Raw genomic sequence first — 25,862 nt, forward strand, 5'->3', positions numbered from 1 at the left:
GAGGTTTGCCACATGATCCGGGATATTTCGAACGAGATCGTCGTCAGTCTGAAAGACCGGCTGCGCGATGTTCGTCACCTTATCCGGGCGAGCCGTCACGGGGTCGAGCCAGTGACGCAGACCTTGCCGGACATCCTGTTCGACAAGGCCGCACGTGCAGTTGACAAGGCACTAACTGCTGCCGAAACGGTTTCAATTTCCCTCGTATCACAAGATCCAGCTGCGCATTCGACGACGATCGAAGCGCGCGGGCTCGACGTTTACTTCCCGGCGGATACCTGCACGGGCGAAGCGCCTTTCCGCCGCGATATCTACTATCTGACCAAACGCATGTTCAGCGTTCTCGGATCGAACAATGCCCTGATTCACGAAGCAACCTTCTCCGGTGTCCATGGCGCAATGATTCGCCGACACGGTGCACTCTTGCGGGCCGCGAAGGTAGATGGCGGGCTGGACGATATATCGACGGCCTGCGCTGCCATGGCGATCGAACTGCAGTCGCACTACCATACTGAACCTTTGACATTGCCAGCACACTACGAAGCGCAGCCGGACACTGAGGCTGAATATCTGTGCTTTGCATCTATCGCTCTGGCCATTGGCCTTGCAACCTATGCGGACCATGAACCGGGTGAAGAGCGACTTGTCGAAAGCGCGCTCCTCGCCTTGCAGGCCAGACAGGACAAGTTCGATCAAGCTATCCATGCGACTGATCGGGCCGAGGCGTTCTCCGGTCTATTTGCCTTCCTGATCCCCCACTTGCCCTAGCGCAAGAACGCATTTCTTGGCGCGCTGGATCGATGAAGGGCTCATGCTTAGCTCTGTCAGGCCCATCCCAACAAATGCCGGGATCAGATCCGGACGGCCGGCCGCCTCACCGCACATGCCGACCATGATGCCAGCTTCAACGCCAGCCTTCGCCGTCAGCTCGATGGCCGCCATGACCGCCGGGTGTGTCACATCGTTGAGCTTGGCGACGGTTGGGTTAAGCCGGTCGGCCGCCATAATATATTGCGTCAGGTCATTGGTGCCGATGGAGAAGAACGCGACTTCCTTGGCAAGCATTGGCGCGATCATCACCGCCGCCGGCGTTTCGACCATGACGCCAAGATCGAACGTGGCGTAAGCCTTGTTCTCGGCTTCCAGCTCTTTTGCGCATTCTTCGATCAGCGCGCGCGTTGCACGGACTTCATCGAGGCCGGAAACCATCGGCAGCATCACCTTGATGTTCCCGTGCACTGCTGCCCGCAGAAGCGCTCTGAGCTGCGGTTTGAACACATCCGGCCGGTCCAGGCACATGCGGATACCTCGCCAGCCGAGAAAGGGATTTTCTTCGTCGGGGAAATCGATGCCGGAAATCGGCTTGTCACCGCCAATATCCAGCGTGCGGACAATCACCGGATAGGGTGCAAATGCCTTGGCCAGCGTTGCATAGGTCTCTGCCTGCAGATCTTCCGAAGGCAAATGGATGTGCCGCATGAACAGAAGCTCGGTACGAAACAACCCGACACCCATGGCGCCGGCTTCCTGGGCCGCTTCGATCTCTTCCAGCGACCCCAGATTGGCGGCAATCTCGATGATGGTGCCATCGGCCCGCTTGGGTATTATATCCTTATAGGCCCGCAGTGCCTGCTTTTCGGTTTTCGCCTTGCCGATCTGTTCGTGGAAGCGATCGGCTGTCGCCTGATCGGGATCGGCAAATACATCGCCATTGTTGCCATCCAGCGCCACAGTCTTGATATTTTGCAGTTCGTGCACGGAGCGGCCAAGCCCAAGGACAGCGGGAATGCCGTGCGCACGTGCAATGATCGCCACATGCGAGGTGGCACCGCCATGCCCGCAGATAACACCGGCAATGCGTTTCAGTGGCGCGCGAGCCAGATCCCAGGCACCGATATCCTCGGCGATCAGGATGGCACCGGCCGGAACAGCATCGAGATTGGCATCGTCCTGGCCCAGAAGCGCTAGGCATATCTGCCGTCCAACAGCATTCACATCATCGGCGCGGGCAACGAGGTAAGGATCATCCATCGACGCGAAATCGGCGGCGATTTTTGATGTGGCGCCGATGACCGCCGATACCGCATCGATACCGCCATGGACAAGTTCCCTGGCGGAACCAGTCAGTTCGTCGTCGCAGGCAATGTCTTTTAGTGCCGCGATGATACCGCGATCGCTCTCGGCCAGATTGTTCGTCGCCAGCGATTTATCCATACGCTGTTGTACCGTGGCGAACGCTTGCTTCAGCCGTGCGATCTCATTCGAGATCTCTCCTGCACCGAGCAGCCGGTTTTCATGTTTGATCTCTGCAGGAAAAAAGCCGAATGCGGGTCCGATTGCGAAGCCTTCGCTTGCCGCGACCCCCCGCATATTGCCCGCAGCTTTCGCCTCGTCCGAGTAGAGCGCCGTTTGCGGCTTGGAGGTAGGTTCCGCCGACTTTGTCTCGACCGAGGGAGCTCCCTCTTCTTCTGTACCGGAACGCGGATTCTCGAGATAGCCAATCAGCGCCTCAATGGCTTCTATCGCATCTGCCCCCGTTGCGCGAACAGTGATTTCCTCATTCTCCTTGACGCCGAGCAGCATCAATTTGACCGAGCTCTTGGCACTGACCGATTTGTCCGCCTTGATCAACTCGATATCCGATTCGAAACTCTTGGCGAGTTTGACGAACCGGGTAGCTGGCCGCGCATGCAATCCGTCATGCACCCGCACAATCGTCGAGCGTTCCATTCAGTTCTCTCTTCGGCAGTTCATTCTGTTACTGGTTCAGATAACTACCCGATGGTAATTGTCGTTCCAACCTTCAGCGCTGACACCAGTTGTTCGGTATCGATTTCCGTGGCGCAGATCTCACCCGGCCGTTCAACCTCGTCTGAACCGTTGAACGTGATGACCACGTGGCCAATGTCTCTTACCTTCTGCCAGGCGTATTCGCCAATGCCGGTGATTCTTGCAGAGACATCGCCGATCTGAATTGTCGATCCCACGGGCGGCGTCGTGTCGGAAGGCTTGCCTTCCACGCTGTGCAGGATCGAAACTTCGGCAAGTTCAGGCGGCGCGCCATCTGCAAACAGGATGACAACGCCTCCCTCCGCGAGATCCGCCACCTCAGGTCCGACGGCTGTTACCCGTGTTTTCAATAGGACTGACATGATGGCGAACCTCTTTTTCTTGGTCGTTGAAGATCAGAATACGATCAGGCTGACAATCCAGGCAATCAGCACCGAGACTGGCCCCATGATCTGGCGGCTGATCAGCACCGCCGGAACACCGATCTCGATGGTCTTGGGCTTGGCTTCACCCAGTGCCAGACCGACCGGGACGAAGTCGCAGCCAACCTGCGTATTATAGGCAAACAGCGCCGGCAGAGCCATTGCCGGCGAGATCGTGCCATTGGCAATCTGCGGACCGATGATCGCAACGCCGATGACCTGCGCAATGACCGCGCCCGGTCCCAATATGGGCGACAGGAAGGGCAGGCCGCAAATGGCGGAGATGACCAGCAAGCCGACAATATTGTTGGCAAGTGGTCCCAGAGGTTGCGCCAGAACATCGCCAATCCCGGTATAGAGGATGAAGCCGATGAGCATGGTGACGAACGCCATGAACGGCAGAACGTTACGCACTACCTGGTCGATGGTACGCCGTCCGGCATTGAAGAAAATGCCCACCACGCGACCCATGACACGGCCAATGGTACTGATGAAACCAATCAGTCCGCCTTCACCGGCGTCCGATTCAGCCTGAGTACGGCTGGACATCGAAGCTGCCAGTTCAGCCGGTGTCGGATCTGACCTTGCCCCGGCAACGGCTGCAGGCTGCGATCCGTCGGCGAGCTCAATATTGCCTTCCTTCACCCCGGACACATAGATATCCTCGGTGATGAACTGGGCGAGAGGACCTGCCTGGCCAACCGGCGTCAGATTGACTGTCGGAATACGCTTGCGCGGATAGACGCCGCAACGTGCGGTGCCGCCACAATCGACAACCACCACGCCCATTTCACCCTCAACCGGCGGCGCCTTGAAGCCGTCGACGGCTTCACCGCCAGTGAGTTCAGCAATACGGCGCGCGACCGGATGGATGCCACCACCGGTGACGGACACAACCTTGTTACGCTGAGGCGTCAGCTGGATAACAAGCGGCCCGCCCCAACCATTGGAGCCCTTCGAGATTTTGACTGCTGTATAGGTCTTTGACATTTTACTGTTCCCCGCCCCGAATTAAAGCTCGATGCCCTGACGGCGCGCCATGATCGCAGTAATGCGTTCGGTCAGCATGCCTTTGAGCAGGATTACCACCAGGCCAACGAGCGCATACCAGATAGCGACATTGATATGGTAGCCGGTGGGAACAGCGCCCTTCTTCTCCAGTTCGAGAAGTGCGACGAGGATACCGCCCCAGACGAAATATTCGCCGGGATTGATGTGCGGGAACAGGCCAAGCGGCGGATGTACGTAGGAAACGGCCGCATCGTAGAAGGCTGGCTTGTGCTTTTCTTCAAGAAACGATCCGAACGTATAGGCCATTGGATTGGTCAGGAAGAAAACGGAAAGCACTGGCAGGACCGTGTAGCGCGTCAGGGCTATACGGCCTGCGCCGCGGGCGATACCATGCACTCGCTCTTCACCGACAAGTTCTGTCAGTGCGTAGAATGCCGTCATCAGCACAACGAGGGTTGGGATGATGCCCGTAACGAAGCCGGCAAAGACCTCGCCACCCTTCTGGAAAATACCGATGAAATATTTACCCGCGCTGGTGAGCCAGCCAAGCTGCTCTTCCTGCTGGACGTTCTTCAGCTTATCCTTGAATTCTTCGACAGTAATGTCGCCAGTCGACTGCGCCAGCACCACAAGGTCATTGCCTGCATGGTCAATGGCCTGTTTGCCATGAAGCGCAGCATCCGAAACCATCGCTCCCGCCACCGAAATATGGTGCGCGGCGATGTCAGCATGTTGCGCCAACATTGTTAGAATTGACATGTTCCCTCCTCCTAATCGACCGTCCTTCCGAAACGGCCGTCCCTATGCGTTGACTGCCTTGATCCCAACTAGACCCGGCCGCGCCGGTTCTGCCCCTCGCCTTGTCTATTTGTTCAATCGCCCGTTCTGCCGCCTTGGCCAGAGCGGGCTCCTCCACACCGGCCATGACCGGATCCCTCCGCATTGCATCGAGCGAAATACCCTCGAACTCCGTGCGCCGCTTGAATTTCGCAAAAACCGACCGGCCGCTCATAACCAAAAAACGCTGGATGGTGAGATCTGGCGTGACGAGAATGAGAACAATCACCCCCTTGCCAAATCGCCCGCGAACATTGCCCGCGCCGACAAATCCATCATTATATTTGGAAGTGATGCCTTTCATCACGTCGCTGTAGTGGCGCATCTGGTACCAGACGCCCAGTGACTGCAGCGCCCACAAAATACCAAGGGCAAGCAATCCCCATTGCCACATCGCCATGTCTTCAACCTCCCAACGCCCGACCGCCAACATATGCTATGATCGAACGAAAAAATATAGAACATTTGTTTTTTGTAATGTCAATATGTATGATTTCTGGAACCGTTGAAAACTTGGCTTATGCTGCGCAAAAGCGTATGACGTACGACACTAAAGTCGAAAGTGAGAAGGCATGGATTTTCTTTTTAGAGACGAATTGGTCCACATGCCGGATTTACGGCATCGCCTGCGCCGGCTGCGTTGGTTTCGCATGGCTTTTCGCAAGAATGCGGCGGTTATAGCGGATCATTATGGTTATCATTTCGTCATCGACGAAACCAAGCTGACACGAGCCTTTCTCAATTGGATCGAGACGGTCGAGAAGCAGAAATCTTATTCCAAGATCGATCGCAAGGATTTCATTATCTTCGCTGCCGGCCTTGTACTCAAGGAACTGATCACAGAAGCACCGGCAAAGGTACGCAGCCAACCCAAGCGCAACGATTCTCAAGCCTCCCAAATGCAGGATATCATTGCATTCTGGCCCGAAGGCTTCCTTTATACCAACTACTGCGTTGGGGCGATTGCCGCCATATGCGAGCAGGAATTCGGTACGGCGCCGCAGATCGATAAATGCGCCGACGATCTGCGCACCTGGTGGTCCTACCGCGAAAACGTTCAGGAAATGCCGGGCTATGCCATTGCTTTTCTTGACAAGTTTCTTGGTACGGAACCCAATTGGGTGATGCCCAACCTTGCTTCCGCCCGCAGCGCCATTCAACGGGCGATGGTCCCGCCAAAATCCGGCGGCCCTACCCTGCCGACTGGCAGACCTCGCGCAGGATCCGCATGATTTTCTCCCGTTGCTCAAGCTGGGGCATATGCCCCGTCCCGGCAAAGACATGGACCGCAATCTCGCCTGGCAGGCCGGTTGCATGCGCTGCAGGAATGACACGGTCTGCAGCACCGAAGATGACGCGGACAGGAATTGCGAGGTTGCTGAGCCTTTGCCGTATGTCGAAAACCTGAGTGCCGTCGGCAAAGAACCGGTCGGCAACGAGCTGCTGCGCATCGCGCAACGCCACATCCTGTGATTGCGCCAGCGTCGCGTTGATGAATGGCTTGGTCAGCAGGCTCTCATCCTGCACCAGCTGTTTCATCCAGGCGACGAGACTTGGCTCGGTGCGGGCGCGGACAAATCCTGAAAGGAATGCCCCGTTGATTTCCGGACCCAGTCCCGCCGGCGCGATCAACGTCAAGGCGCGGATGTCGAGATTGCTGCGCGCAGCAATCTCCGTGGCTATCGCGCCGCCAAAGGAGTGTCCGGCCAGGATGGTCCCGCCCGAATGATGGGCAGCAATGGTCTGCTCGACCTGAGCGGCGATCCCGTCGAGATCATCCGGAATAGTGTGCGTCGAACCGCCGTGACCGGGCAGATCGATAGCAAGGATGGGATTGTCCAGTGTTCCGCCGCCCAGCATCGGACGCCAGCTGTTGAGATCGGATCCGAAGCCATGGATAAGGACCAGCGGCGCCCGGCCCGAACCATTGCCCTCGCGCAACCAGACCGCATGCAGCGGCGCATCGCCGTTTTGAACGACAGGCGATCGTGCAGGCGCTGATGGCTTGGCCACAACCGGCGCTGTTACGGCAAGACCACCCTCGACGTCTTTTTTCTGGATACGGCCTTTCGGCCCGGAGCCCTTGAGGAAGTTTAGATCGATCCCGGCTTCCCTGGCGATCCGCCGGGCCAGAGGCGTAGCTCGAACCCCATTGGTCTCAGTAGCGACTGGATCAGGTTTCACCGGCGCAGTTTCGGCCGGTTGAACAGCAGGCTTTGCTTCTTCGGCCATGACAGGTTTCTCGGCCGGCTCCTTGGCTGGTGCCGCCGTGCTATAGACTTCGCCCTCGGCGTAGATCCACGCCACCGCCTGTCCCACCGGTACAACGGCGCCCTGCGGCTTCACATCGCGCAATATCCCCGAGGACGGCGCATCAACTTCCATGGCCGCCTTGTCCGTTTCGATTTCGAACAGCAGTTGGCCCTTGGACACGCTGTCACCGTCATTGGCGTACCAGCGCGAGATCTGGCCGCTCTCCATATCCATATCGACCTTGGGCAGGATCACTTCGACTGGCATGGCCTAACGAACCCCTTTGACCAGATCGCGGGCGCTCTTCAGAATGCCTGGTACCTGCGGCACGGTCGCCTTCTCCAATTCCGGATTGTAGGGAATTGGTGTTTCGGCGCCCCCAAGCCGCACGATTGGCGCATCGAGGTAATCGAAGGCCTCGCTCTCGGCGATCATCGCGCTGACTTCCGCGCCGACGCCCAGCGTCTTGACGCCCTCGTAAACACACATCAGCTTCGACGTTTTCTTGACACTGGCGATGATCGTCTCCTTGTCCATCGGGCGCACGGTACGCAGGTCAACTACCTCGACATTAATGCCTTCCTTTGCGAGCTCTCGCGCCGCTTCCAGCGCCTTATGCACCATGATGGCAGAGGCAACGATGGTGAGGTCGGTGCCTTCACGTACGATGGCAGCCCTTCCGATGGGTACGGTGTAATGACCCTCTGGGACAGGGCCCTTCATCTTATAGAGCAGCTTATGCTCGAAGATCATCACGGGATCTGGGTCCTCGATGGCTGCCAGCAGCATACCCTTGGCGTCATAAGGCGTCGAAGGCTGGATCACCTTGAGGCCCGGCACATGGCCGAACCACGCTTCAAGGCTCTGGCTGTGCTGCGCAGCCGCGCCCGTGCCGGAGCCCGCCGGGAACCGCATCACCAGCGGTACCGAGACTGCGCCGCCAAGCATGTAGCGGATCTTGGCCGCTTGGTTAACGATCTGTTCCATCGCCAGCGCGGCAAAATCCGAGAACTGGAATTCGAAGATCGGCCGCATGCCCGTCAGCGCCGCACCGACGGCAACACCTGCACCGCCAAGTTCTGAGATCGGCGTATCCATCACCCGGTCTTCGCCGAAACGCTGCACCAGATCACCGGTGACCTGAAAGGCACCTCCATAGACGCCGATATCCTCACCCATCAGAAATACGCGGTCATCGGCCTCCATGGCAATCGCCATGGCTTCCTGGATCGCTTGCGAGTAGCTCAGTTCGCGGATTATCTCATTCATCTAATTTCAGTCCGTGTAAACGTCGCGTGTCAGATTATCGAGGGTTGGCGATGGGCTGTTCTTGGCGAACTCGATCGCCTCGGCGATTTCCTTCTCGGCATCCGCACGGATCGCTTCGATATCGGCGTTATTGACGAAACCGAATTCCTTCAGCTGATCTTCGAAAAGATGGATAGGATCGCGATTTGTGATCCAGTCCTCGATTTCTTCCTTGGTGCGATAGCGATTGCGATCGCTCTTGGAATGGCCGCGGTGACGATAGGTCTTGCATTCGATCAGCGTCGGCCCCTCACCCCGGCGCGCCCGTTCGACCGCTCCGTGCGAGGCCTCGGCCACATCCGACAGATTGTTACCGTCAACGATCACGCCCGGCATGTTATAGGCGACAGCCCGGTCAGCGACATTGGCGACCGCAGTCGAACGCTTGGTTGAAGTCGACATGCCATATCCATTGTTTTCGCAGACGAAAACGACCGGAAGCTTCCAGACCGAAGCCATGTTGAGCGCCTCGTGAAAGGCACCCTCATTGTTGGCACCGTCGCCGAAATAGGAGATGACAACCTTGCCGTTCTTCTGTTTCTTGGCGGAAAGCGCCGCACCGACGGCAATCGGAATGCCGCCGCCGACAATACCGTTGGCGCCGAGATTGCCCTTGGAGACATCGGCAATATGCATCGAGCCGCCTCGGCCCTTGCAATATCCGGTCTCCTTGCCGAAGAACTCTGCGAACATTTTCGAGACTTCCGCGCCCTTGGCGATACAATGACCATGACCGCGATGGGTCGAGGTGATCATGTCATCCTCGCTGAGCGGCAGGGAAATGCCGACCGCACTGGCTTCCTGACCGATCGAAAGATGCATTGTGCCGTGAATGAGGCCACGCGTATAGGATTCCTCCGCACCCTCTTCGAAGCGGCGGATGAGGTACATCTTGCGCAGGGCTTCCTTCAGCTGTTCCGGGGGATAATGCCGGAACGCGAAGGGAAGATTGCTCCCATCATCTTGTCGCTTGGCATTTGAACTTCTGGCGGATGCCATGTCGGCACTCCTTGTCTGGTTGCCTTGATCTTGTATCTGCGCCGATGCGTCGACGCCGCTCACGCGCCGTAGACGAGCTTGTCCTGGCGGGCCCTGAGTTCGACGATCTTCGAGCCCGCGGCCGGGACGGCATTGGCGCTGGTGATGAGCGCACCCTTGGCGATCGGCGCGGTGACGCTGCCGCCCTGCAACAGGCCGCAGGGGATGGCGCCGGCGCTGCGGGCTTCCCCCGCCGTCATGATAAAGGCGCGGTAGCAATATTCGCCGATCGCATCGAGGGTATCGCCGGGCTTCAGATCCTTCTTGGCCACCGCGCAGACCTCGGCAACCGGCCTCGCCAGCGGCACCATGTCGGCCTTGCCGTAGAGCACGACGCGGGCGCAGGTCAGCGGTACTTCCAGCGAGGTCAGATGATAGGGGCGGTGGAAGGTGAAATACGGGCCCTTGCCCATCTTCAGATCTTCCATGCGCTCCGAAATGCGCGGATGCGACATGTCGGCAATGACGAAGACGCCAGGCGCCACGCCCTTGCCGATCGAATAGTCGACAACGCCGGCCTTCGACAGCACGCCGCCATCCTTTTCCGGCACCAGCACCTTCGACAGTTGCTCCAGCGTTGCCGCCGGGCCATGCATGCCCGGCCGGTCCGGCACCAGCCCGGTGGCATTGGCGATCGCCGCCATCTCCACCATGGTCTTCGAGCCGTCGACGAACTCGACCAGCATGCGCACATTCATGTGACGGCGGGCGGCCTCCTCCTCGTAATCGTCGGGAATGGCATCGATGTTGAGCGGGTTGTTCTTGCCCTTGCCGGCGGCGACGATCGGATGGCCCATGGCCGAGACGAACTCGATCAGCTCCATGCAGGACGAGGGTTCATCACCCGCTCCCAGCGAATAGGTGACGCCGAGCCGGTCGGCCTCGCTCTTCAAATAGGCGCCGATGGTCACGTCCGCCTCGACATTCATCATCACCAGATGCTTGCCGTGCTCCATGGCCCGAAGGCCGATCTCCGCCCCGACCGCCGGCACGCCGGTCGCATCGATGACCACGTCGATCAGTCCGTTCTCGAGGATGAGATTGGCATCATTGGTGACCGCGATCTTGCCCGCCTCCATCGCCGCGGACAGCGCCGCGGCAGTGGCGACTTCGCGCGAATGGCCTTCTTGCCTGTAGGCGATGTCGACCGCCTTCAGCGCACCCTGCAGGTTCAGTTCGCAAATCGCCCCGATCTCGATGCCGGGCATGTGCGCTACCCGGGTGACGATGTCGGTGCCCATCTCGCCCGAACCGATCAGGCCGATGCGGATCGGACGGCCCGTCTCCGCCCGCGCCTGCATGTCCCGTGCCAATCCCGTCAATGCAACATTCGTAGCCATAATGCCCTCCTCCGCGGCCTCTATTCGGTGTTCGAAGCCGTTCAAATCACAACCACCGAATATTGAACATTTGTATTTTAGTCAAGACCTATGTGCACTATATGAAAGGTAAGGACGAGCGGGCAAAGGCCCGTGAAGCGCATGATAAAGAGGGACGAAAATGCTGCAGAACCGATTTGATCTGGTGATATTTGATTGCGACGGCGTGCTTGTTGATAGCGAACCCCTAGCAGCTGTTGCCTATCACAATGTCTATGCCAATCAGGGAATGCCGCTACCGGAAGGTACGATCGCGCAATGCATTGGCATGAAGCAGTCCGACATCATCAAGCGAATTGCCGAACTCACCGGCCACCAGCTTTCGGATAAAGCGGAAACCGGTCTTTGGCCGGAAACCAGACGTGTGTTCAGCCAGTCACTACGGCCGACACCCGGAATCCGGGCACTGCTTGAGACGTTGGAAACACCCCGCTGCGTCGCCTCATCCTCGTCGCTGGAACGCATTCATTTTAGCCTGGAGACGACAGGGCTATCTGCCTGTTTCGGCAATGCGATCTACAGTTCCTCCATGGTCAAACGCGGCAAGCCCGCACCTGACCTCTTTTTGCATGCCGCCAGCGAGATGAAGGCCGATCCAAAAGACTGCGTCGTCATGGAAGATCTCGCCATTCGGCATCGAAGGGGCTGTCGCCGCTGGCATGACCGCTATAGGCTACACCGGCGGCGCGCATACCTATGGTACCCACGCGCAAGCCCTCCTCGACAAAGGCGCAGTAGCGGTGTTCGCCGACTGGACGGACATCGCCTACTGGATGCGGGCGTCCAATGACTAAGCTAGTCGCCAAATCGGTGCCCTTCCCGCTCCGGATCGCGGGTAATTTCCTCCTCCTCTTCATCGTCGGGCAAGGCGTCATCGCTGTTCTGATAGGGGTTGTCATCGTCGTCTTCTGACAGGTCACCCGCATCCTCCGACGCTACGTGCCGCTCGCCGCGAATTGCCAACTCGTCGTCGATAGGCATTTCCTCCGAATTGACCTCACTCCAATCCCGCTTCTTCATCGGTGTTTCTGCCGGACCTTCGCGCCCCTTGATCTTTCCAGGGCTGTTCTTGTTTTTTTCGATAGTCATGATTCTCTTCCTTCTTCCTGAAAGAGAAACGCGCATGCAGCCAATTGGATGCACGAAGCGTGGAGCCGCCAAAAGTTTTGCCTTTTGCCCTAATCCACCCATAATGACCTGCGACGCAGCAACGTCACTTCATCTGGGGAGATATCCATGACACCGAAATTCCTGACGCTGGCCTTCGCAGCCACCACAATGATGGCTGTACCTTTCGCCGCCCTGGCGGACGAAACTCCACGACCACGTATTACGGTTACCGGAGAAGGCGAAGCTGCTGCCGCGCCGGACACCGCAATCATCTCACTGGTTGTCCTGCAGGAAAAGCCGACGGCACGCGAAGCGTTGACAGCCAACAATGAGGCCATGGCCAAGGTTCTGGATGCTATGAAGAAAGCCGGCATTGCCGAACGGGATCTACAGACCTCCGGTTTCAGCATCGACCCACGCTATGTCTATCCGGAAAACAAAGATGGTACACAACCACCACAGGCACCGAAAATCGTTGGCTACGCGGTTTCCAATTCACTTTCGGTCCGCGTGCGCGATCTGAAGAAGGTAGGCGAGATCCTCGATCAGTCCGTAACACTCGGTGTCAATCAAGGCGGCAATCTTGTTTTCACCAATGACAAGCCCGATGCGATCCTTGAAGAGGCACGAAAGAAGGCGGTTGCAAGTGCCATGGCCAAGGCAAAGACCTTGACGGAAGCTGCAGGCGTCGGCCTTGGCAAAGTTATCGACATTAGCGAGCAGTCGTTCAACCCTCGCCCCATGCCGATGGCCGCTCGGCCCAAGATGATGTCAATGGAGGCTTCCGACTCCGTTCCGGTTGCGGCGGGCGAAAACACCTATAACGTAAACGTAAACGTGACGTTCGAACTGAAAAATTGATCCTGCACATCAGGGAAAAGGGTGCCTTGCGGCACCCTTTTTGTTTGCGTCTGCAGACATTATCGAATGAACGGACAACCAGGCGCACGGGCGAAAACAACAACTGTGCGCAGGCCGCGCTTCCAGCCGGCAACACGGATGACGTTGCGGTTTACGGCCACGCGCGCCCGGTAAATGCCCATGCGGTTCGCCTTGTTGGCGGCTTGGCGGGGCGTACAAAATGCGGGACGATAGGGCGGGCGATAATGCCCGTATCGGTGATCGATTTGCACTACCGGTACCGACGTTGTGCCATAGTCAACAACAATCGGCACCGCAGCGACCGGCGCGGCATTAGATGTGTTCGCGCCGAGAATTGCACCGATGCTGATCGCAGCACCGACCGCCAGCAACTTCAATGAAAGACTAGCCATGGGGCGTTCTCCTGTCTGATTGTCCGGGATTAGGGGATTCAGAAAATCTGATATCCGGACAGGCGCCCGTTCTTCCATAAATGAGCTGAACAAATCCTCAACGTGCCATTCACGCACGGTTCATTTCGAAACAGGCTCAGGATGGCAATTCGGCCTGCATCATGTGTTTGAAGTAATCTTCATCACTGGAAAGATCGTGGTCATATGCAGTGACCTTGCCTCGGACCGAAATGCCCGCCTCGTGCACAGTTTCTGCACTGCCCGATACGAGAGGGTGCCACCAGTAAAGATCTTTGCCCTCATCGATGAGCCTATATCCGCATGTCTCCGGCAGCCAGTCGACGGTGCGCACGATCTCAGGCGTCAGGAATACGCAGTCGGGCACCTTCTTCTTTCTGTCGACGTAGTCCGAACACTGACATGTCCCTGCGTCAAGCAAAGTACAAGCCACTGTCGTAAAGTAGATTTCTTCGGTGTCCTCGTCTTCAAGCTTGTGCAGACAGCAGCGGCCACAGCCATCGCACAGGCTTTCCCACTCCGAGCGGTTCATCTCGTCGAGAGTCTTTGTTTTCCAGAATGGCTCCATAGGCATGCGTTCCAATACAGCGCAAGCAGTTCCGCGTCCATATTTTTAACATGAACGCAAGATGAACAGCTTCTTCACCCGACATACAGGCTGGTATTGCAATCCTCACCTCATCGGATTCGGCCAAACTTCGCGGCCGGACAGCATTGCCACCGGCAATGAAACTGCAAAGACGATCGCAACGGACAATTCGTTGCCACAAAGCGGAACCAAGTTGCGATCACGAACATTTGACGTGTTTCAACAAGAAGGAACGCGAGACAGGGATGAAAATGAAACGTACAGCGCTCTTTTTTGCTTCAACAGCAATTCTCTTCTCCTCGCCATTGGCGATGGCTCAACAGCCCCCGCTCAATCGGCCCTTTATATCCTCCAACTCAAACGTGCCGTCGCTTATGCTCGCGCAGGCCGAAGAAGCCTTACCGCAGGAAGATTCTGCAACCGAAGAAATAAAGAGGAAGGCGGGCAAGCGGGCTGAGAAAGCCCAAGAGCGCGCCGCGGAAGAAGCAGATGCCGCAGCCAAAGCGCAGCAACAGGCCGAGAAGCAGGCGAAGCAACAGGCTGATCAGGCTGCGAAAGCCGCCGAAGCGGAATCTGCTCAGAAGGCTGACGAAGCGCAACGCGCCGCGCAGGCCGAAGCCGACAAGGCAGCGGAACAGCAGAAGGCCGTAGAAGAAAAAGTAAAACGGAAAGCTGCTTCGGGATCGAAGGCTGCAAAGGCCGCCGAAAAGGAGGCTGCTCAGGAAGCCGAGAAAGCCAAGCGAGCTACCGAGGCCGAATCCAACAAGGCGGCGGAACAGCAGAAGGCTATTGAGGAAGAAGCGCGCAAGAAGGCGGCATCAGAGGCTGAAGCAGCAAAGGCCGCTGAACAGGATACTGCAAAGGAAGCGGCGAAAGCCAAGAAGGCTGCGGAACAGGAAGCGGCAAAGGCCGCAAAAACTCAAAAGGCGACCGAAGAAGAAGCGCGCAAGAAGGCTGACGGCGCCCAGAAGGCGGCGGACAAGCAAACCGAAAAAGCTGCTGACGACGCGAAGAAGGCGACGGAAGCCGCCCAGGAAGCACCTGCCAAGGTTACGCCGGAGACCCCGGCGACCGCAGAAAAACCTGCGCCCGACCAGACAACCGGCCAAAAGCCGGCTGTAACCGTCGACGAAACCAAGCCAGTAAAACCTGCAAATCCTGCCACTGGACAGCCGACTCCTGAAGGGACGGCGACTGCTCCGGCAACAGCGCCAGCCGAGGCCACCCAGCCTGCACAACAAGAGGCATCACCCCTGCCGGAAAACGCGGCGCCGGTTCTCGACAGCGACAAGCCAGCACCCGTTCGTGAAGGAAAGAATCGTAGTAAGGGCAGCAAGGGCGGACAGGCAGCCGAAGCACCCGCCGCAGCAAGGCCGGTTGCTCAGGAGCCCGCCACCCCACCCGCGCCGGCACCCACGACCGATGCTGAGGTCCAGCAGCAACTAACTCCCGTCAAAATCGAGCCGGTCCTTACCGAAAAGGGTACGCGGACCAAGGACCGCCGGCGTGACGAGCGTCCAGCTGATGTTCAGGTAATCAAGCAGTTCGACGACCGCACCATCGTCGAAGTCAACAACAATGTCTTTGTCGAGAGCTCTGATCGCCCTCGCATGTCGCGCAATGCGCAAGAGGTTTACTACGAGGACTTGCCGCGCCGCCGCACTCGCGAAACAATCGTCCGCGACAATGGCGTCCAGATCATTACCATCCGCAACCGCTATGGTGATGTGATCCAGCGGTCGCGTGTCATGCCGGATGGACGCGAGGTGTTACTCACCTATACGCCTGACTACGACCGCGAGGATCGTCTTGAATGGCGCGACCCGGGCGATGATTTGCCACCGCTTCGCCTGAACATTCCGGTCCGCGATTACATTATGGATGCTGAAGAAGCGCCTGAAGAAGATGTCTACGAGTTCTTTGCGCAGCCGCCGGTCGAACGGGTGGAACGCATCTATTCGGTGGATGAAGTCAAGCGCTCCGCCCGTATCCGCGACAAGGTGCGCCGGGTCGATCTCGACACGATCACCTTCCAGTTCGGGTCGGCCGAAATCGGCGAGGACCAGATCGAGCGTATCGAAAGCGTTGCCAACGCCATGTCACAAGTCCTGAAAAAGAACCCGGCGGAGACGTTCCTGATTGAGGGCCATACCGATGCTGTCGGCTCGGATCAGGCCAACCTTGTCCTGTCGGATAAGCGTGCCGAGTCCGTAGCGCAGGCGCTGACGAACGTGTTCGATATCCCGCCGGAAAACATGGCAACTCAGGGCTATGGTGAGCGCTATCTGAAAATTAAAGCCGATGGTCCGGAACAGCAGAACCGCCGTGTAGCCATTCGCCGCATCACACCTCTCGTCGCTCCTATGGCTAGTAACAACTAACGGCTGCAAATACGCTGGCAGCCAGAAACCCGGGCCTCGGTCCGGGTTTTTTGTGATTTTGACTTGAGTTCACGCTCTGCGTTGTTATGTGATGGCATGAGCCAGTTTCCTGCAACCGGACCGGACCCCACCTTATGAAACGCATCGAAATCTTCATCGAAAACATCATCCTTGCCTCGCGCTGGCTTCTGGTCGTTTTCTATCTTGGCCTCGCGCTCGCGCTCGCCATCTACGCCTTTTCCTTCGCAGGCAAGCTCGTGGATTTCGTCTCCAAGGTTACGATTCTGAACGAGACCGACACGATCCTTAAAATGCTCAGCCTGATTGATGCGGCGCTGGTCGCCAGCCTCGTCGTCATGGTGATCATTTCCGGCTATGAAAACTTCGTCAGCCGATTTGATGAAGCCGAGGAAGTGCACTGGTTGGGGACAATCGATGCGGGATCGCTCAAGATCAAGGTTGCATCGACCATCGTCGCCATTTCCTCGATCCACCTGCTGCAGGTGTTTTTAAATCTGACCCAGTTCAGCACGGAACAATTGACCTGGTTCACAGTGATCCACCTTGCCTTCGTCTTCTCGGCGCTGTTCCTGGCCTATATTGACAAGCTGATGGTCAAGGAAAAGGCCGGAAAGAAATCAAGCGAACCCTCGCTCTGAACCGGCTTTAAGCCAATTCCCATTGCAGGGAAGATGTCCCAGGTGTGAAACGGGGCACATTGTTCTCTACACAAACAAAAACGGGATGGGTTCACACCCATCCCGTTTTCATATTTGCGGCTGTGCAAGCCGCAAAATCAGCTGTCGAGGAATGAACGCAGTTTCCGCGACCGGCTCGGATGCTTGAGCTTGCGAAGTGCCTTCGCCTCGATCTGACGAATGCGTTCGCGCGTTACAGAGAATTGCTGGCCGACTTCTTCCAGCGTATGGTCGGTGTTCATGCCGATACCGAAGCGCATGCGGAGCACACGCTCTTCACGCGGTGTCAGCGAAGCAAGAACCCGCGTCGTCGTATCGCGCAGGTTGGCCTGGATGGCAGCATCGATTGGCAGAAGCGCATTCTTGTCCTCGATAAAATCGCCGAGATGCGAGATCTTCCTCGTCACCCACTGGCGTTTCAAGCGAAATCGGCTCCTTGGCAATCTTCAGGACCTTACGCACCTTTTCCAGCGGCATGGCCAGTTTTTCTGCCAGTTCTTCCGGTGTCGGCTCACGGCCGATCTCATGCAGCATCTGGCGCGAAGTCCGGACGATCTTGTTGATCGTTTCGATCATATGTACCGGAATACGGATAGTTCGGGCCTGATCGGCAATCGAGCGGGTAATGGCCTGGCGTATCCACCAAGTCGCATAGGTCGAGAACTTGTAACCACGGCGGTACTCGAACTTATCAACCGCCTTCATCAGGCCGATATTGCCTTCCTGAATGAGGTCGAGGAATTGAAGGCCGCGATTGGTGTATTTTTTGGCAATGGAAATAACAAGACGCAGATTAGCCTCGACCATTTCCTTCTTGGCAAGCGCCGCTTCGCGTTCGCCCTTCTGGACCTGATTGACGATGCGGCGGAATTCCGAGATCGAAATGGCGGTTTCCTGCGCCATGTTCTGGATTTCCGTGCGCAGGTTCTTGATCGTGTCTTTTTCGTTCTTTGTGAACTCTTTCCAGCCACGTGTCGTCAGGTTCGAAACGGCTTTGAGCCAGTTCGGGTCAAGCTCGTTGCCCTGATATTCCTTTAGGAAGTCCTCGCGGCGCACGCCATAGGATTCGGCAAGACGCAGCAGGCGGCCTTCGTTCTGAACGAGGCGCTTGTTGATGTCATAGAGCTGTGCAACCAGCGCTTCGATGCGGTTCTGGTTCAGCGACAGCGACTTGACCGCCTTGATCAGCTGATCCTTTAGTTCCTTGTAGCGGCGCTCTTGGCTTGGCGACAGCGAGCCTGAGGCAGCGAGACGATTTTCTACCTGCTGGTCCTGCAACTTGCGCAGCTTCTTGTAGGTGTCAGCGATAACGTCGAGTGTTTCCATGACCTGCGGACGCAGTTCGGCTTCCATCGCGGCGAGCGACAGATTGGCCTCATCATCCTCATCGTCATCTTCCTCGACCGGTGTATCGCCGCCGACGTTCGTAATGTCGTCATCATCGCGACGGCTGCGCGACCGGTCATTGGCAGCGGCAGGCCGTTCTTCCTCGACGCGTTCGATCACCGGAGCCTGCTTGGCTTCAGGGCCCGCATAGGTGGTTTCGAGATCGATGATCTCGCGCAACAGGATCTTCGACTCGTTCAGATCTTCGCGCCAGATGATGATCGCCTGGAAAGTCAGCGGACTTTCGCACAGACCAGAGATCATGGTCTCGCGGCCAGCCTCTATGCGCTTGGCAATGGCAATTTCGCCTTCGCGCGACAACAGCTCAACCGTGCCCATTTCACGCAGATACATGCGGACGGGATCGTCGGTACGGTCGGTAGGTTCTTTCTTGGTCGTCGTTGGAGCTACAGCGGTGCCTGTTGACTCCGCGAGCTCCCGTGCGTCGCTTTCCTCGTCAGCGCTGTTGTCAGTCTCTTCAGCGTCTGCATCCTGCTCATCATCTTCGACAACATTGATGCCCATATCACTGAGCATGGCCATGGTGTCTTCGATCTGCTCGGAAGTGACCTCTTCAGACGGAAGAACTGCGTTGAGTTCATCCATCGTGACATAGCCGCGCTTCTTCGCGAGCTTGATCATCTTCTTGACAGCGTCATCGGAAAGGTCGAGAAGCGGACCGTCTGGCGCGCCTTCGCGCTCGACTTCTACTTCCTCGTTTTCCTTTGCCTTCGTTGCCATATTCTATATCTCCAAGCGACGTTCGCTTTGTTCATGCATAAGGGAAAACGAGTGCGGCCGCACACCGGTTCCCCCGCATCATCAAGGTAATAAATGATCGACTAGCCGAAATCCCGTTAATGGCGGATTAACCTTGTTATCCCGGTGGCGAGCACGCTACATATCTGCTGAATTTGCCGGTTTTTGTGCTAGACCTGCAAATATCTTCAATTCCGCGCAATCTGATTCCGTCATTATTGACCCACGTCAACCCCGACTCAACTGATTCGCGATAAAAAAGCGAGATCAATTCGGTCAAAAACCCTTACCCGCCCGTCCCGAAGGTATTCCGAACCCTTCGATCAGCGCTTCAGTGGCTTGCGCATTGCGAATATCGTTCTGAATATCGAGCAGCCGGTTGAGGTTTTCGTCGGTGGCTTCTGTGGCCAAGGCGGTTTCAGCGACTTTCAGCTCCTTATGTAGTGTACTTGCGCGCTGATGCAAGTGAACTGCCTGTCTTAACGCTTCCAAAGCGTCCTCTTCCGCGGCTTCCGCTGTCGCGGTCCACATGCGAGCACGCCGCGCCAGTGCTTCAAGTGCTTCGATAAGCGCTCCATGGCTGGTTTCCACCATCGCCTTGCGCATCTCGGCGCCATTCGCGACATGGTGTTCCGCCATGGCATTGAGCATGGCCGCATGAAAGCGCTTGAGGTCAGGGTGACTGAATTCAAGCCGGACAACCGTTTCGAAATCTTCCTCGATCAGGCGCGGATGATTGAACAGGGTCATCAGGATAGCGGTCTCGCGGAGCGGCGGCGCAGCAGACGTCGTCTTCACTAGAACCGAACGCGCCAGACTGTCCGAAACGGCAAGGCGGCCGCCTGCCGCCCCTCTGCCCCGCTGCCCGTAGCCGTTCTGTTGGCCAAAGCCGTTCTGGCTGTTGCCGCGCTGACCATTGTTGCGCCGATCATTTCCACGCTGGCCCGAGTTGAAGAATTGCTGGATGCGATCGCGAACATCCTGCGCATAATGCCGGCGTACATTCTCGTCACCGATCAGCGCCGTCATCTGCTTGAGCCGCGCTTCTAGTTCTGCTCGCCGTTCGGGCGTATTGAAGACGCCGCCGCTGGTCTCGCGTGCCCAGAGCATGTCAGCTAACGGCCGCGCATCATCGAGTACCGCCTGGAAGGCCTGTGGTCCGGAGGACTTTACAAGATCGTCAGGATCCTTGCCTTCCGGCAACACCGCAAACCGCAGCGACCTTCCCGGCTTCAATGCAGGCAATGCCAGATCGATCGCCCTGTGCGCAGCCTTGATACCGGCATTGTCCCCGTCGAAACAAAGCAAAGGTTCCGGCGACATCCGCCAAAGCAGATCGAGTTGATCTTCCGTCAATGCGGTGCCCAGTGGCGCAACCGCCTGCGCGAAGCCGGCCTGGGCCAAGGCAATGACATCCATGTAACCCTCCACGGCAATCACTGCTTTTGCCGGCTGCCCGGCCTGGGGCTGTGCCGCTTTCCTGGCACGGAGGGCGTTGAAGAGTATCTTGCCTTTGTGGAAAAGCTCGGTCTCGTTGGAGTTCATGTATTTTGCTATGGCGTTAGGCGCTAGCGCCCGGCCACCAAAAGCGATGATGCGGCCACGCAAATCCTCGATCGGAAACATGATGCGGTCGCGAAACCGGTCAAAGGATACTGGCTTGTCGTCGCCATAGACCACAAGGCCGCAAGCCTCGATCTGCTCCTTGGTGGCGCCCTTCAATGCCAGATGTTCTTTCAGGGCATTGCGACTCTCGGGAGCATAGCCCAAACGGTATGAATGCTGTGTGGCGGCAGTCAGGCCCCGATCACGCAGATACGCACGCGCCTTTGCACCGCCAGCCGTCTGCAACTGCTCCTCGAAGAACTTGGTCGCCATCTCCATGACGTCGTAGAGCGTGGCGCGTTTCGCTTCGCGTATTTCCATTTCAGCGTCGCGCGCGGGCATGGGAACGCCCGCCATGTCGGCAACACGCTGCACTGCTTCAGGGAAGCTGAGCCCCTCCAATTCCGTCAGGAAGCGGAAATGATCGCCAGTGACACCGCAGCCGAAGCAGTGGTAGCGGCCTTTGCGATCCTCGCAGTGAAAGCTCGGTGATTTCTCGCCATGAAACGGGCAGCAAGCCCAGAAGTCGCCCTTGGGCGCATTCGTCTTTTTCCGGTCGAATGAAACACGTGTACCGATCACGCTGGAGATCGGTACACGTTCCCTGATCTCATCGAGAAAGGACGGCGGAAATCGCATGCTGCTCTTCGTTCGTTAAATTTGACGGTTCTGGAGGCCGAATTGATGGTTCGAGCCTCTATCGCTCAAGCCAATCACATGATGCAACAAATAAAGGCGCGACGGAAGGGCTGCAAGACCGTCATCCCCTGCTCATACGCCCCTCATGCCTGCCCGACTTTCAAAAGCCAACGAACGAAAAAACATCAAGCTGGAACCGTCACAAAACCGCTGCACTTTGTCAAATACGACACAATTTTTCTTAGCCGGAACATATTTTTTCCCCCGTTTGCACGATATGTTATCTTAACAAATTGAAACTAAAATCAAGCGGTTGCATTACCGTATTTTCCAACGTGTCAGGATTGCCCTCAAGTGAACGGTTCCGCAATTTTGTTGCATCTCGCAGGAGCAGTAGCACTTCTGCTTTGGGCCACCCGCATGGTGCGAACCGGAGTGGAGCGCGCTTACGGCGAGCGTATGCGCCAAAGCCTGCGCGGTGTCCTGCACAATCCCATTCTCGCGGTACTCTGGGGGTTGATGCTTTCCATCGCCCTGCAAAGCTCGACCGCGGTCAGCCTTCTCGTCGGGTCCTTTGTCGGCTCAGGCATAGTCAGTGGCATTGCCGGCCTGATGGCTGTGCGCGGCGCTGAGGTTGGCTCCGCGCTGGTGGTCAAGATTCTGAGCTTCGATCTCACATTGCTCGTCCCTCTATGCCTTGTTGCCGGCACGGTAATTTTCATGTCGACGGAGCGCAGCAACTGGCGCCAGATGGGCCGCATTCTCGTCGGCATCGGCCTTCTGATCCTCTCGCTTGAGATGACCGGTCAGGCGACCGAACCGTTGCGCGAAAGCGAATTGCTGCCGGTGATTGTCGGCTATCTTGATACTGACCCAGTTACCGCCTTCCTGCTTGCCGCTGTAATGACTTGGCTGTTCCACTCCAGCATCGCGGCTGTGTTGCTTTTGGTCACCTTTGCTGCCCGGGGACTCATCCAGCCCGAACTCGGGATCGTGATGATCTTCGGCGTCAATCTGGGCTCGTCCTTCATCGCACCACTTCTTACCCGCAATGCCGCGCCGCAGACGCGTATCGTGCCGATGGGCAATCTGCTGATGCGCGGCGCGGGCTCGGTGGTAATCCTCGTCCTGTACCTGACTTTCAAACCATCGATGGCCTTCCTCGGCTCCACGCCCGCCGATCAGGTGATCAACGGGCACATCCTGTTCAATATCATCATCCTGCTTGCCGGCGTGCCGCTCTCCGCCCTTGTCCTGAAGGTTACCAAAGCCTTCGTTGCGCTCAATGTGCCTGCAGAACAGCCACGCCCCTTGGATCATGAAGAACTCAGCGCTCTGGATGAGAGCGTGCTCGACACCCCCAGCCTTGCGCTTGCCAACGCGACACGCGAGACCGTGGGCGTATGTGAGACTATCGAGATCATGCTGCGGCGGATCATCGACCTCTATGAGAATCCAGAACAAGAGCGCATCGACGAATTGTCAGCACTAGACGACAAGGTCGACCGCAAGCATGCCGCGATCAAATTGTATCTCGCCAAGCTGACAACCAAATCACTCAGCGACTTTGAAGTCGCGCGCGCTCAGGAATTGCTCGGCGCCTGCGTCAAGCTGGAACAGGTCGGCGATATCATCGTACGTAACATGCTGGCGCTGGTGCAAAAGAAAATGGACCGTAAGCTCAAATTCACGGATGAGGGATGGCTCGAACTCAGTAATTTCCACGCTAAGGTGCTGACTAATGCACGCATGGCCTTCAACGTCCTCGTCTCCCGCGATCGGGAAACCGCGCATCAGCTGGTTCTGGAGAAGGATCATTTGCGGGATTTGGAAAAACAAAGCAGTTCCCGGCATTTCAGCCGTCTGCGCGAAGGCACGACGCGCAGCCTGGAAACAAGTTCCATTCATCTCGATACGATCCGCGACCTGAAGCAGATCAATTCATTGCTCGCAGCGATGGCTTATCCTGTGCTTGAAGAACAGGGTCTTCTGAACACCACTCGTTTACGTGCGTTGCACAGCTGACCATCTGGAAGTTTTCTGCACCAGCAGCCTCGTAAGCGAAGGAGCTGTTCAATAATCGCGATGGATGTGGGTGTTCGATCCTATGAATGCGCCCATGGCTGTACCAATTAGAAGTCCGAGGAGCATATTTCCCATCACCGCACCGCCGATACCCGCGCCAACCGATAAACCGGCCAATATTCCAATAAGGGTAGACCAGCGTTGTTCTTTCATTTTCGCCTCCGTTGCTTTTGAACGGTAAACGCGCAAATGTCATGCCAGTTCCAAGCATCGCGTCCCTGGCACCAAAAGCTCGCATACGGACTACATCCCACCCGCTAATTCGCGAGCAGTGTCGAGATGACACGCGATCCGCAGGTTACATGGATGAATGCTATTCAGTGCCCGGCCGGAACAAGAATATCCGGTCGTCATCAATACCGGTGTTGAGGTTCTCGTAATTTGGCATTGTCGTGTGTGCAGTCTCTATCGGACGTGTATGCGTCGCCGTAATCACCAGCACTTCCGCACCCGCTGCGTCACCCGCAATAATTCCCGGGACGGCATCCTCGAATACGAGGCAATTCACAGCGCTCACATCAAGTTTTCTAGCCGCAAGAAGATAGCAATCTGGACTGGGTTTGCCGGCAATCACATCTTCAGCTGTGATCAGGCAATCCGGAACCGGAATCCCGGCGGTGGCAAGACGCCGTTTGGCCAGATCAAGTGGCGACGAAGTGACGATCGCCCATTTGGAGCGCGGTAGCCGGGCCAAAAACGCAATTGCGCCTGGAAGGGCGACAATTCCTTCAACGTCGTCTAATTCAGCTTGAGTGATGTTTGCCGCTTCCTCCTCAGGGACAACCCCCGGCAACCCAAGTCTGCGCACTGTATCAACGGCGCGGGCACCATGCATAGTCGGCAGAAAGGTTTTAACATCCAGGCCGTGTTGCTCTGCCCACTTGGCCCATACGCGCTCGGCCGCTGCGGTGGAGTTGATAAGCGTACCATCCATGTCAAACATGAATGCGGAATAATTTCTTTCAAACACGGACACTGCCAGCACTCCCACTCGACCGTTCATGATGGCATGGATGAAGTCTGCTTATCTAGGCTATCCTTTGAACATATGGCCAGACTGGAATGCGGTCATAACTCGCCATAGGTGCTTGAGTTCAGGAACTTTTAGTATGATCAAAATGGCGCCACGAAGGGCTAAAGATGCATGTTCCGATCCGGCGATCTCGCCCAATCCAAAACAGGAACCAGCCGATGATATCGCTTAGACCCATGCGTCCCGACGAATTAACTGCCTATCTCGATTATTTCATCCGCGACTATGGAGCCGAGATTTCTACTAACTACGGTCTCTCCGACGTCGATGCCCGGGCACAGGCGATACGCGAAATAGATGAAGACCTCCCACAGGGCACCAAAACAGCGGGGCAAGTACTTCTTTGCATCATCGCTGGGGCCAGCACCGTGATCGGCTATCTCTGGTACCGGCAAGATCTCGCAGCTCGCTCCGCATTCATCAGCGATTTTCACATATTTACCGGTAAGCAAGGAAATGGCTACGGCAAACAGGCATTGGCCCTCCTGGAGCGCCAATTGGCAGACAGCGGCTACACCCAGATCAGACTACGCGTGGCGGCAGACAACGACCGCGCCAGACACGTCTATGATCGCTCGGGGTTCCGCGTCACTGGCATCAATATGAGCAAGACAATCACACAATAGCAACGGGAAACAGGTTCATGCCAAATGTCGAGGAAGTGAAGAAGGGCTTGTGGGATGCCGAACGCAAGCTGCTGCATCATTTGCGGGAAGTTCGCCGCCAGGAGCGCCACAAGAGGCCCGCCGATCGCGAACAACTGACGCCGGGCCAGAGAATCGCAGATCAGGTTGCTGCAACAATGGGGTCATGGTCGTTCATCATTATCCAGACCACGATCTTGTTTATCTGGATCGTACTGAACGTCACCGCCTATGTGCGAGAATGGGACCCCTACCCGTTTATTCTTCTCAATCTCGCTTTGTCGTTCCAAGCCGCCTATGCTGCGCCGTTCATCATGATGAGCCAGAACCGTCAGCAAGACATTGACCGCAAGGAAGCTGAGAACGACTACCGCATCAATATCAAGGCGGAGCTGGAGATTGAACTTCTACACGAGAAGATAGAGCTTCTGCATCATAAGTTCGATCAGCTTCGCGAGAAGGAAGTCGCGTCGCTTGCTGAGACAGTCCAGGAACTGGCAGATCCGAAACGCCCGCCCGAAAAGGCTGATTGATGCGATGAAATAAAAAGGACCGCTGCGGGAGGAGGTGCAGCGGTCCTGATTGTAAATATGCCGCGGGAGG

At 57.0% G+C, this 25,862-nt stretch carries 22 protein-coding genes and 3 pseudogenes; 9 read left to right on the plus strand and 16 right to left on the minus strand.

Going from position 1 to position 25,862, the window contains the following annotated elements; all coding sequences use genetic code 11:
• Nucleotides 1–12 precede the first annotated feature (12 nt).
• Complete coding sequence (locus N8E89_RS02275; protein ID WP_262261026.1) at nucleotides 13–768, plus strand: hypothetical protein; 756 nt, start codon at nucleotides 13–15, stop codon at nucleotides 766–768.
• On the opposite strand, the gene ptsP is transcribed toward N8E89_RS02275, so the two are convergent.
• From ptsP to N8E89_RS02300, 5 genes and pseudogenes are all read right to left on the minus strand, one after another.
• Nucleotides 736–2,730 (minus strand): phosphoenolpyruvate--protein phosphotransferase, encoded by a 1,995-nt coding sequence (gene ptsP, locus N8E89_RS02280; RefSeq protein WP_262261027.1) that lies wholly within the window; start codon nucleotides 2,728–2,730, stop codon nucleotides 736–738. The two genes, N8E89_RS02275 and ptsP, sit on opposite strands and share 33 nt — an antisense overlap.
• Before the next feature lie 44 nt (nucleotides 2,731–2,774).
• A complete protein-coding gene (locus tag N8E89_RS02285) occupies nucleotides 2,775–3,152 on the minus strand; it encodes a PTS glucitol/sorbitol transporter subunit IIA (RefSeq protein ID WP_106667721.1) in 378 nt (125 codons plus the stop codon).
• Between the two features lie 33 nt (nucleotides 3,153–3,185).
• Nucleotides 3,186–4,202, minus strand: coding sequence for a PTS glucitol/sorbitol transporter subunit IIB (locus N8E89_RS02290; protein ID WP_106667722.1), 1,017 nt, complete (start codon nucleotides 4,200–4,202; stop codon nucleotides 3,186–3,188).
• A gap of 21 nt (nucleotides 4,203–4,223) precedes the next feature.
• The gene (locus N8E89_RS02295) at nucleotides 4,224–4,982 is read right to left on the minus strand and encodes a PTS glucitol/sorbitol transporter subunit IIC (protein WP_099998280.1); all 759 of its coding nucleotides are present in this window, start codon (nucleotides 4,980–4,982) and stop codon (nucleotides 4,224–4,226) included.
• A 42-nt stretch (nucleotides 4,983–5,024) separates the two neighbouring features.
• Nucleotides 5,025–5,460, minus strand: a pseudogene (locus tag N8E89_RS02300) (transcriptional regulator GutM).
• A gap of 172 nt (nucleotides 5,461–5,632) precedes the next feature.
• Here N8E89_RS02300 and N8E89_RS02305 point away from each other — a divergent pair.
• Nucleotides 5,633–6,292 (plus strand): hypothetical protein, encoded by a 660-nt coding sequence (locus N8E89_RS02305; RefSeq protein WP_262261029.1) that lies wholly within the window; start codon nucleotides 5,633–5,635, stop codon nucleotides 6,290–6,292.
• Here N8E89_RS02305 and N8E89_RS02310 read toward each other — a convergent pair.
• The 4 genes from N8E89_RS02310 to N8E89_RS02325 are packed head-to-tail and all read right to left on the minus strand — an operon-like array spanning nucleotide 6,252 to nucleotide 10,999.
• Entirely contained in the window at nucleotides 6,252–7,580 is a 1,329-nt protein-coding gene (locus N8E89_RS02310) for an acetoin dehydrogenase dihydrolipoyllysine-residue acetyltransferase subunit (RefSeq protein ID WP_262261030.1), read from the minus strand. The two genes, N8E89_RS02305 and N8E89_RS02310, sit on opposite strands and share 41 nt — an antisense overlap.
• Before the next feature lie 3 nt (nucleotides 7,581–7,583).
• Entirely contained in the window at nucleotides 7,584–8,582 is a 999-nt protein-coding gene (locus N8E89_RS02315; protein ID WP_113174237.1) for an alpha-ketoacid dehydrogenase subunit beta, read from the minus strand.
• A gap of 6 nt (nucleotides 8,583–8,588) precedes the next feature.
• On the minus strand, nucleotides 8,589–9,620 hold the full coding sequence (locus N8E89_RS02320) for a thiamine pyrophosphate-dependent dehydrogenase E1 component subunit alpha (protein ID WP_262261031.1): 1,032 nt from the start codon (nucleotides 9,618–9,620) through the stop codon (nucleotides 8,589–8,591).
• A 59-nt stretch (nucleotides 9,621–9,679) separates the two neighbouring features.
• The gene (locus N8E89_RS02325; RefSeq protein ID WP_262261033.1) at nucleotides 9,680–10,999 is read right to left on the minus strand and encodes an NAD(P)H-dependent oxidoreductase; all 1,320 of its coding nucleotides are present in this window, start codon (nucleotides 10,997–10,999) and stop codon (nucleotides 9,680–9,682) included.
• Nucleotides 11,000–11,159: 160 nt separating this feature from the next.
• On the opposite strand from N8E89_RS02325, the pseudogene N8E89_RS02330 reads away from it, so the two are divergent.
• Nucleotides 11,160–11,832, plus strand: a pseudogene (locus N8E89_RS02330) (HAD family hydrolase).
• A gap of 1 nt (nucleotide 11,833) precedes the next feature.
• Here the strand turns inward: N8E89_RS02330 and N8E89_RS02335 are convergent.
• The gene (locus N8E89_RS02335; RefSeq protein WP_106663959.1) at nucleotides 11,834–12,127 is read right to left on the minus strand and encodes a hypothetical protein; all 294 of its coding nucleotides are present in this window, start codon (nucleotides 12,125–12,127) and stop codon (nucleotides 11,834–11,836) included.
• Nucleotides 12,128–12,274: 147 nt separating this feature from the next.
• On the opposite strand from N8E89_RS02335, the gene N8E89_RS02340 reads away from it, so the two are divergent.
• Entirely contained in the window at nucleotides 12,275–13,009 is a 735-nt protein-coding gene (locus N8E89_RS02340; RefSeq protein ID WP_113174892.1) for an SIMPL domain-containing protein, read from the plus strand.
• Nucleotides 13,010–13,068: 59 nt separating this feature from the next.
• Here the strand turns inward: N8E89_RS02340 and N8E89_RS02345 are convergent, their stop codons facing one another.
• Together N8E89_RS02345 and N8E89_RS02350 are read right to left on the minus strand one after the other, a co-directional pair.
• Nucleotides 13,069–13,422: an antifreeze protein gene (locus N8E89_RS02345; RefSeq protein WP_106663961.1), complete on the minus strand. Its 354-nt coding sequence runs from the start codon at nucleotides 13,420–13,422 to the stop codon at nucleotides 13,069–13,071.
• A 136-nt stretch (nucleotides 13,423–13,558) separates the two neighbouring features.
• Nucleotides 13,559–14,014, minus strand: coding sequence for a YcgN family cysteine cluster protein (locus tag N8E89_RS02350; protein WP_113174890.1), 456 nt, complete (start codon nucleotides 14,012–14,014; stop codon nucleotides 13,559–13,561).
• 266 nt (nucleotides 14,015–14,280) lie between these two features.
• Between N8E89_RS02350 and N8E89_RS02355 the strand changes: the two genes are divergently transcribed.
• Both N8E89_RS02355 and N8E89_RS02360 read left to right on the plus strand, forming a co-directional pair.
• On the plus strand, nucleotides 14,281–16,410 hold the full coding sequence (locus N8E89_RS02355) for an OmpA family protein (RefSeq protein ID WP_262261035.1): 2,130 nt from the start codon (nucleotides 14,281–14,283) through the stop codon (nucleotides 16,408–16,410).
• Between the two features lie 134 nt (nucleotides 16,411–16,544).
• Entirely contained in the window at nucleotides 16,545–17,069 is a 525-nt protein-coding gene (locus N8E89_RS02360) for a TIGR00645 family protein (protein WP_106663965.1), read from the plus strand.
• Between the two features lie 137 nt (nucleotides 17,070–17,206).
• Here N8E89_RS02360 and rpoD read toward each other — a convergent pair.
• Nucleotides 17,207–19,235: pseudogene (gene rpoD, locus N8E89_RS02365) on the minus strand (RNA polymerase sigma factor RpoD).
• 294 nt (nucleotides 19,236–19,529) lie between these two features.
• Complete coding sequence (gene dnaG / locus N8E89_RS02370) at nucleotides 19,530–21,497, minus strand: DNA primase (RefSeq protein WP_262261037.1); 1,968 nt, start codon at nucleotides 21,495–21,497, stop codon at nucleotides 19,530–19,532.
• Nucleotides 21,498–21,851: 354 nt separating this feature from the next.
• On the opposite strand from dnaG, the gene N8E89_RS02375 reads away from it, so the two are divergent.
• Nucleotides 21,852–23,522, plus strand: a complete 1,671-nt coding sequence (locus N8E89_RS02375; protein WP_106663968.1) for a Na/Pi cotransporter family protein — start codon at nucleotides 21,852–21,854, stop codon at nucleotides 23,520–23,522.
• Nucleotides 23,523–23,570: 48 nt separating this feature from the next.
• Here the strand turns inward: N8E89_RS02375 and N8E89_RS02380 are convergent, their stop codons facing one another.
• Together N8E89_RS02380 and N8E89_RS02385 are read right to left on the minus strand one after the other, a co-directional pair.
• Nucleotides 23,571–23,735, minus strand: coding sequence for a hypothetical protein (locus N8E89_RS02380; RefSeq protein WP_262261039.1), 165 nt, complete (start codon nucleotides 23,733–23,735; stop codon nucleotides 23,571–23,573).
• A 160-nt stretch (nucleotides 23,736–23,895) separates the two neighbouring features.
• Nucleotides 23,896–24,558 carry an HAD-IA family hydrolase gene (locus N8E89_RS02385; protein WP_315975669.1) on the minus strand — a complete coding sequence of 221 codons (663 nt, stop codon included), beginning with the start codon at nucleotides 24,556–24,558 and terminating at the stop codon, nucleotides 23,896–23,898.
• A 215-nt stretch (nucleotides 24,559–24,773) separates the two neighbouring features.
• On the opposite strand from N8E89_RS02385, the gene N8E89_RS02390 reads away from it, so the two are divergent.
• Both N8E89_RS02390 and N8E89_RS02395 read left to right on the plus strand, forming a co-directional pair.
• A complete protein-coding gene (locus N8E89_RS02390) occupies nucleotides 24,774–25,241 on the plus strand; it encodes a GNAT family N-acetyltransferase (RefSeq protein ID WP_262261042.1) in 468 nt (155 codons plus the stop codon).
• A gap of 17 nt (nucleotides 25,242–25,258) precedes the next feature.
• The gene (locus N8E89_RS02395) at nucleotides 25,259–25,792 is read left to right on the plus strand and encodes a DUF1003 domain-containing protein (RefSeq protein WP_106663970.1); all 534 of its coding nucleotides are present in this window, start codon (nucleotides 25,259–25,261) and stop codon (nucleotides 25,790–25,792) included.
• The last annotated feature ends 70 nt before the right edge of the window (nucleotides 25,793–25,862 follow it).

Origin of the sequence: Phyllobacterium sp. A18/5-2 (assembly GCF_025452215.1) — a bacterium.
Classification (GTDB): Bacteria; Pseudomonadota; Alphaproteobacteria; order Rhizobiales; family Rhizobiaceae; genus Phyllobacterium; species Phyllobacterium sophorae.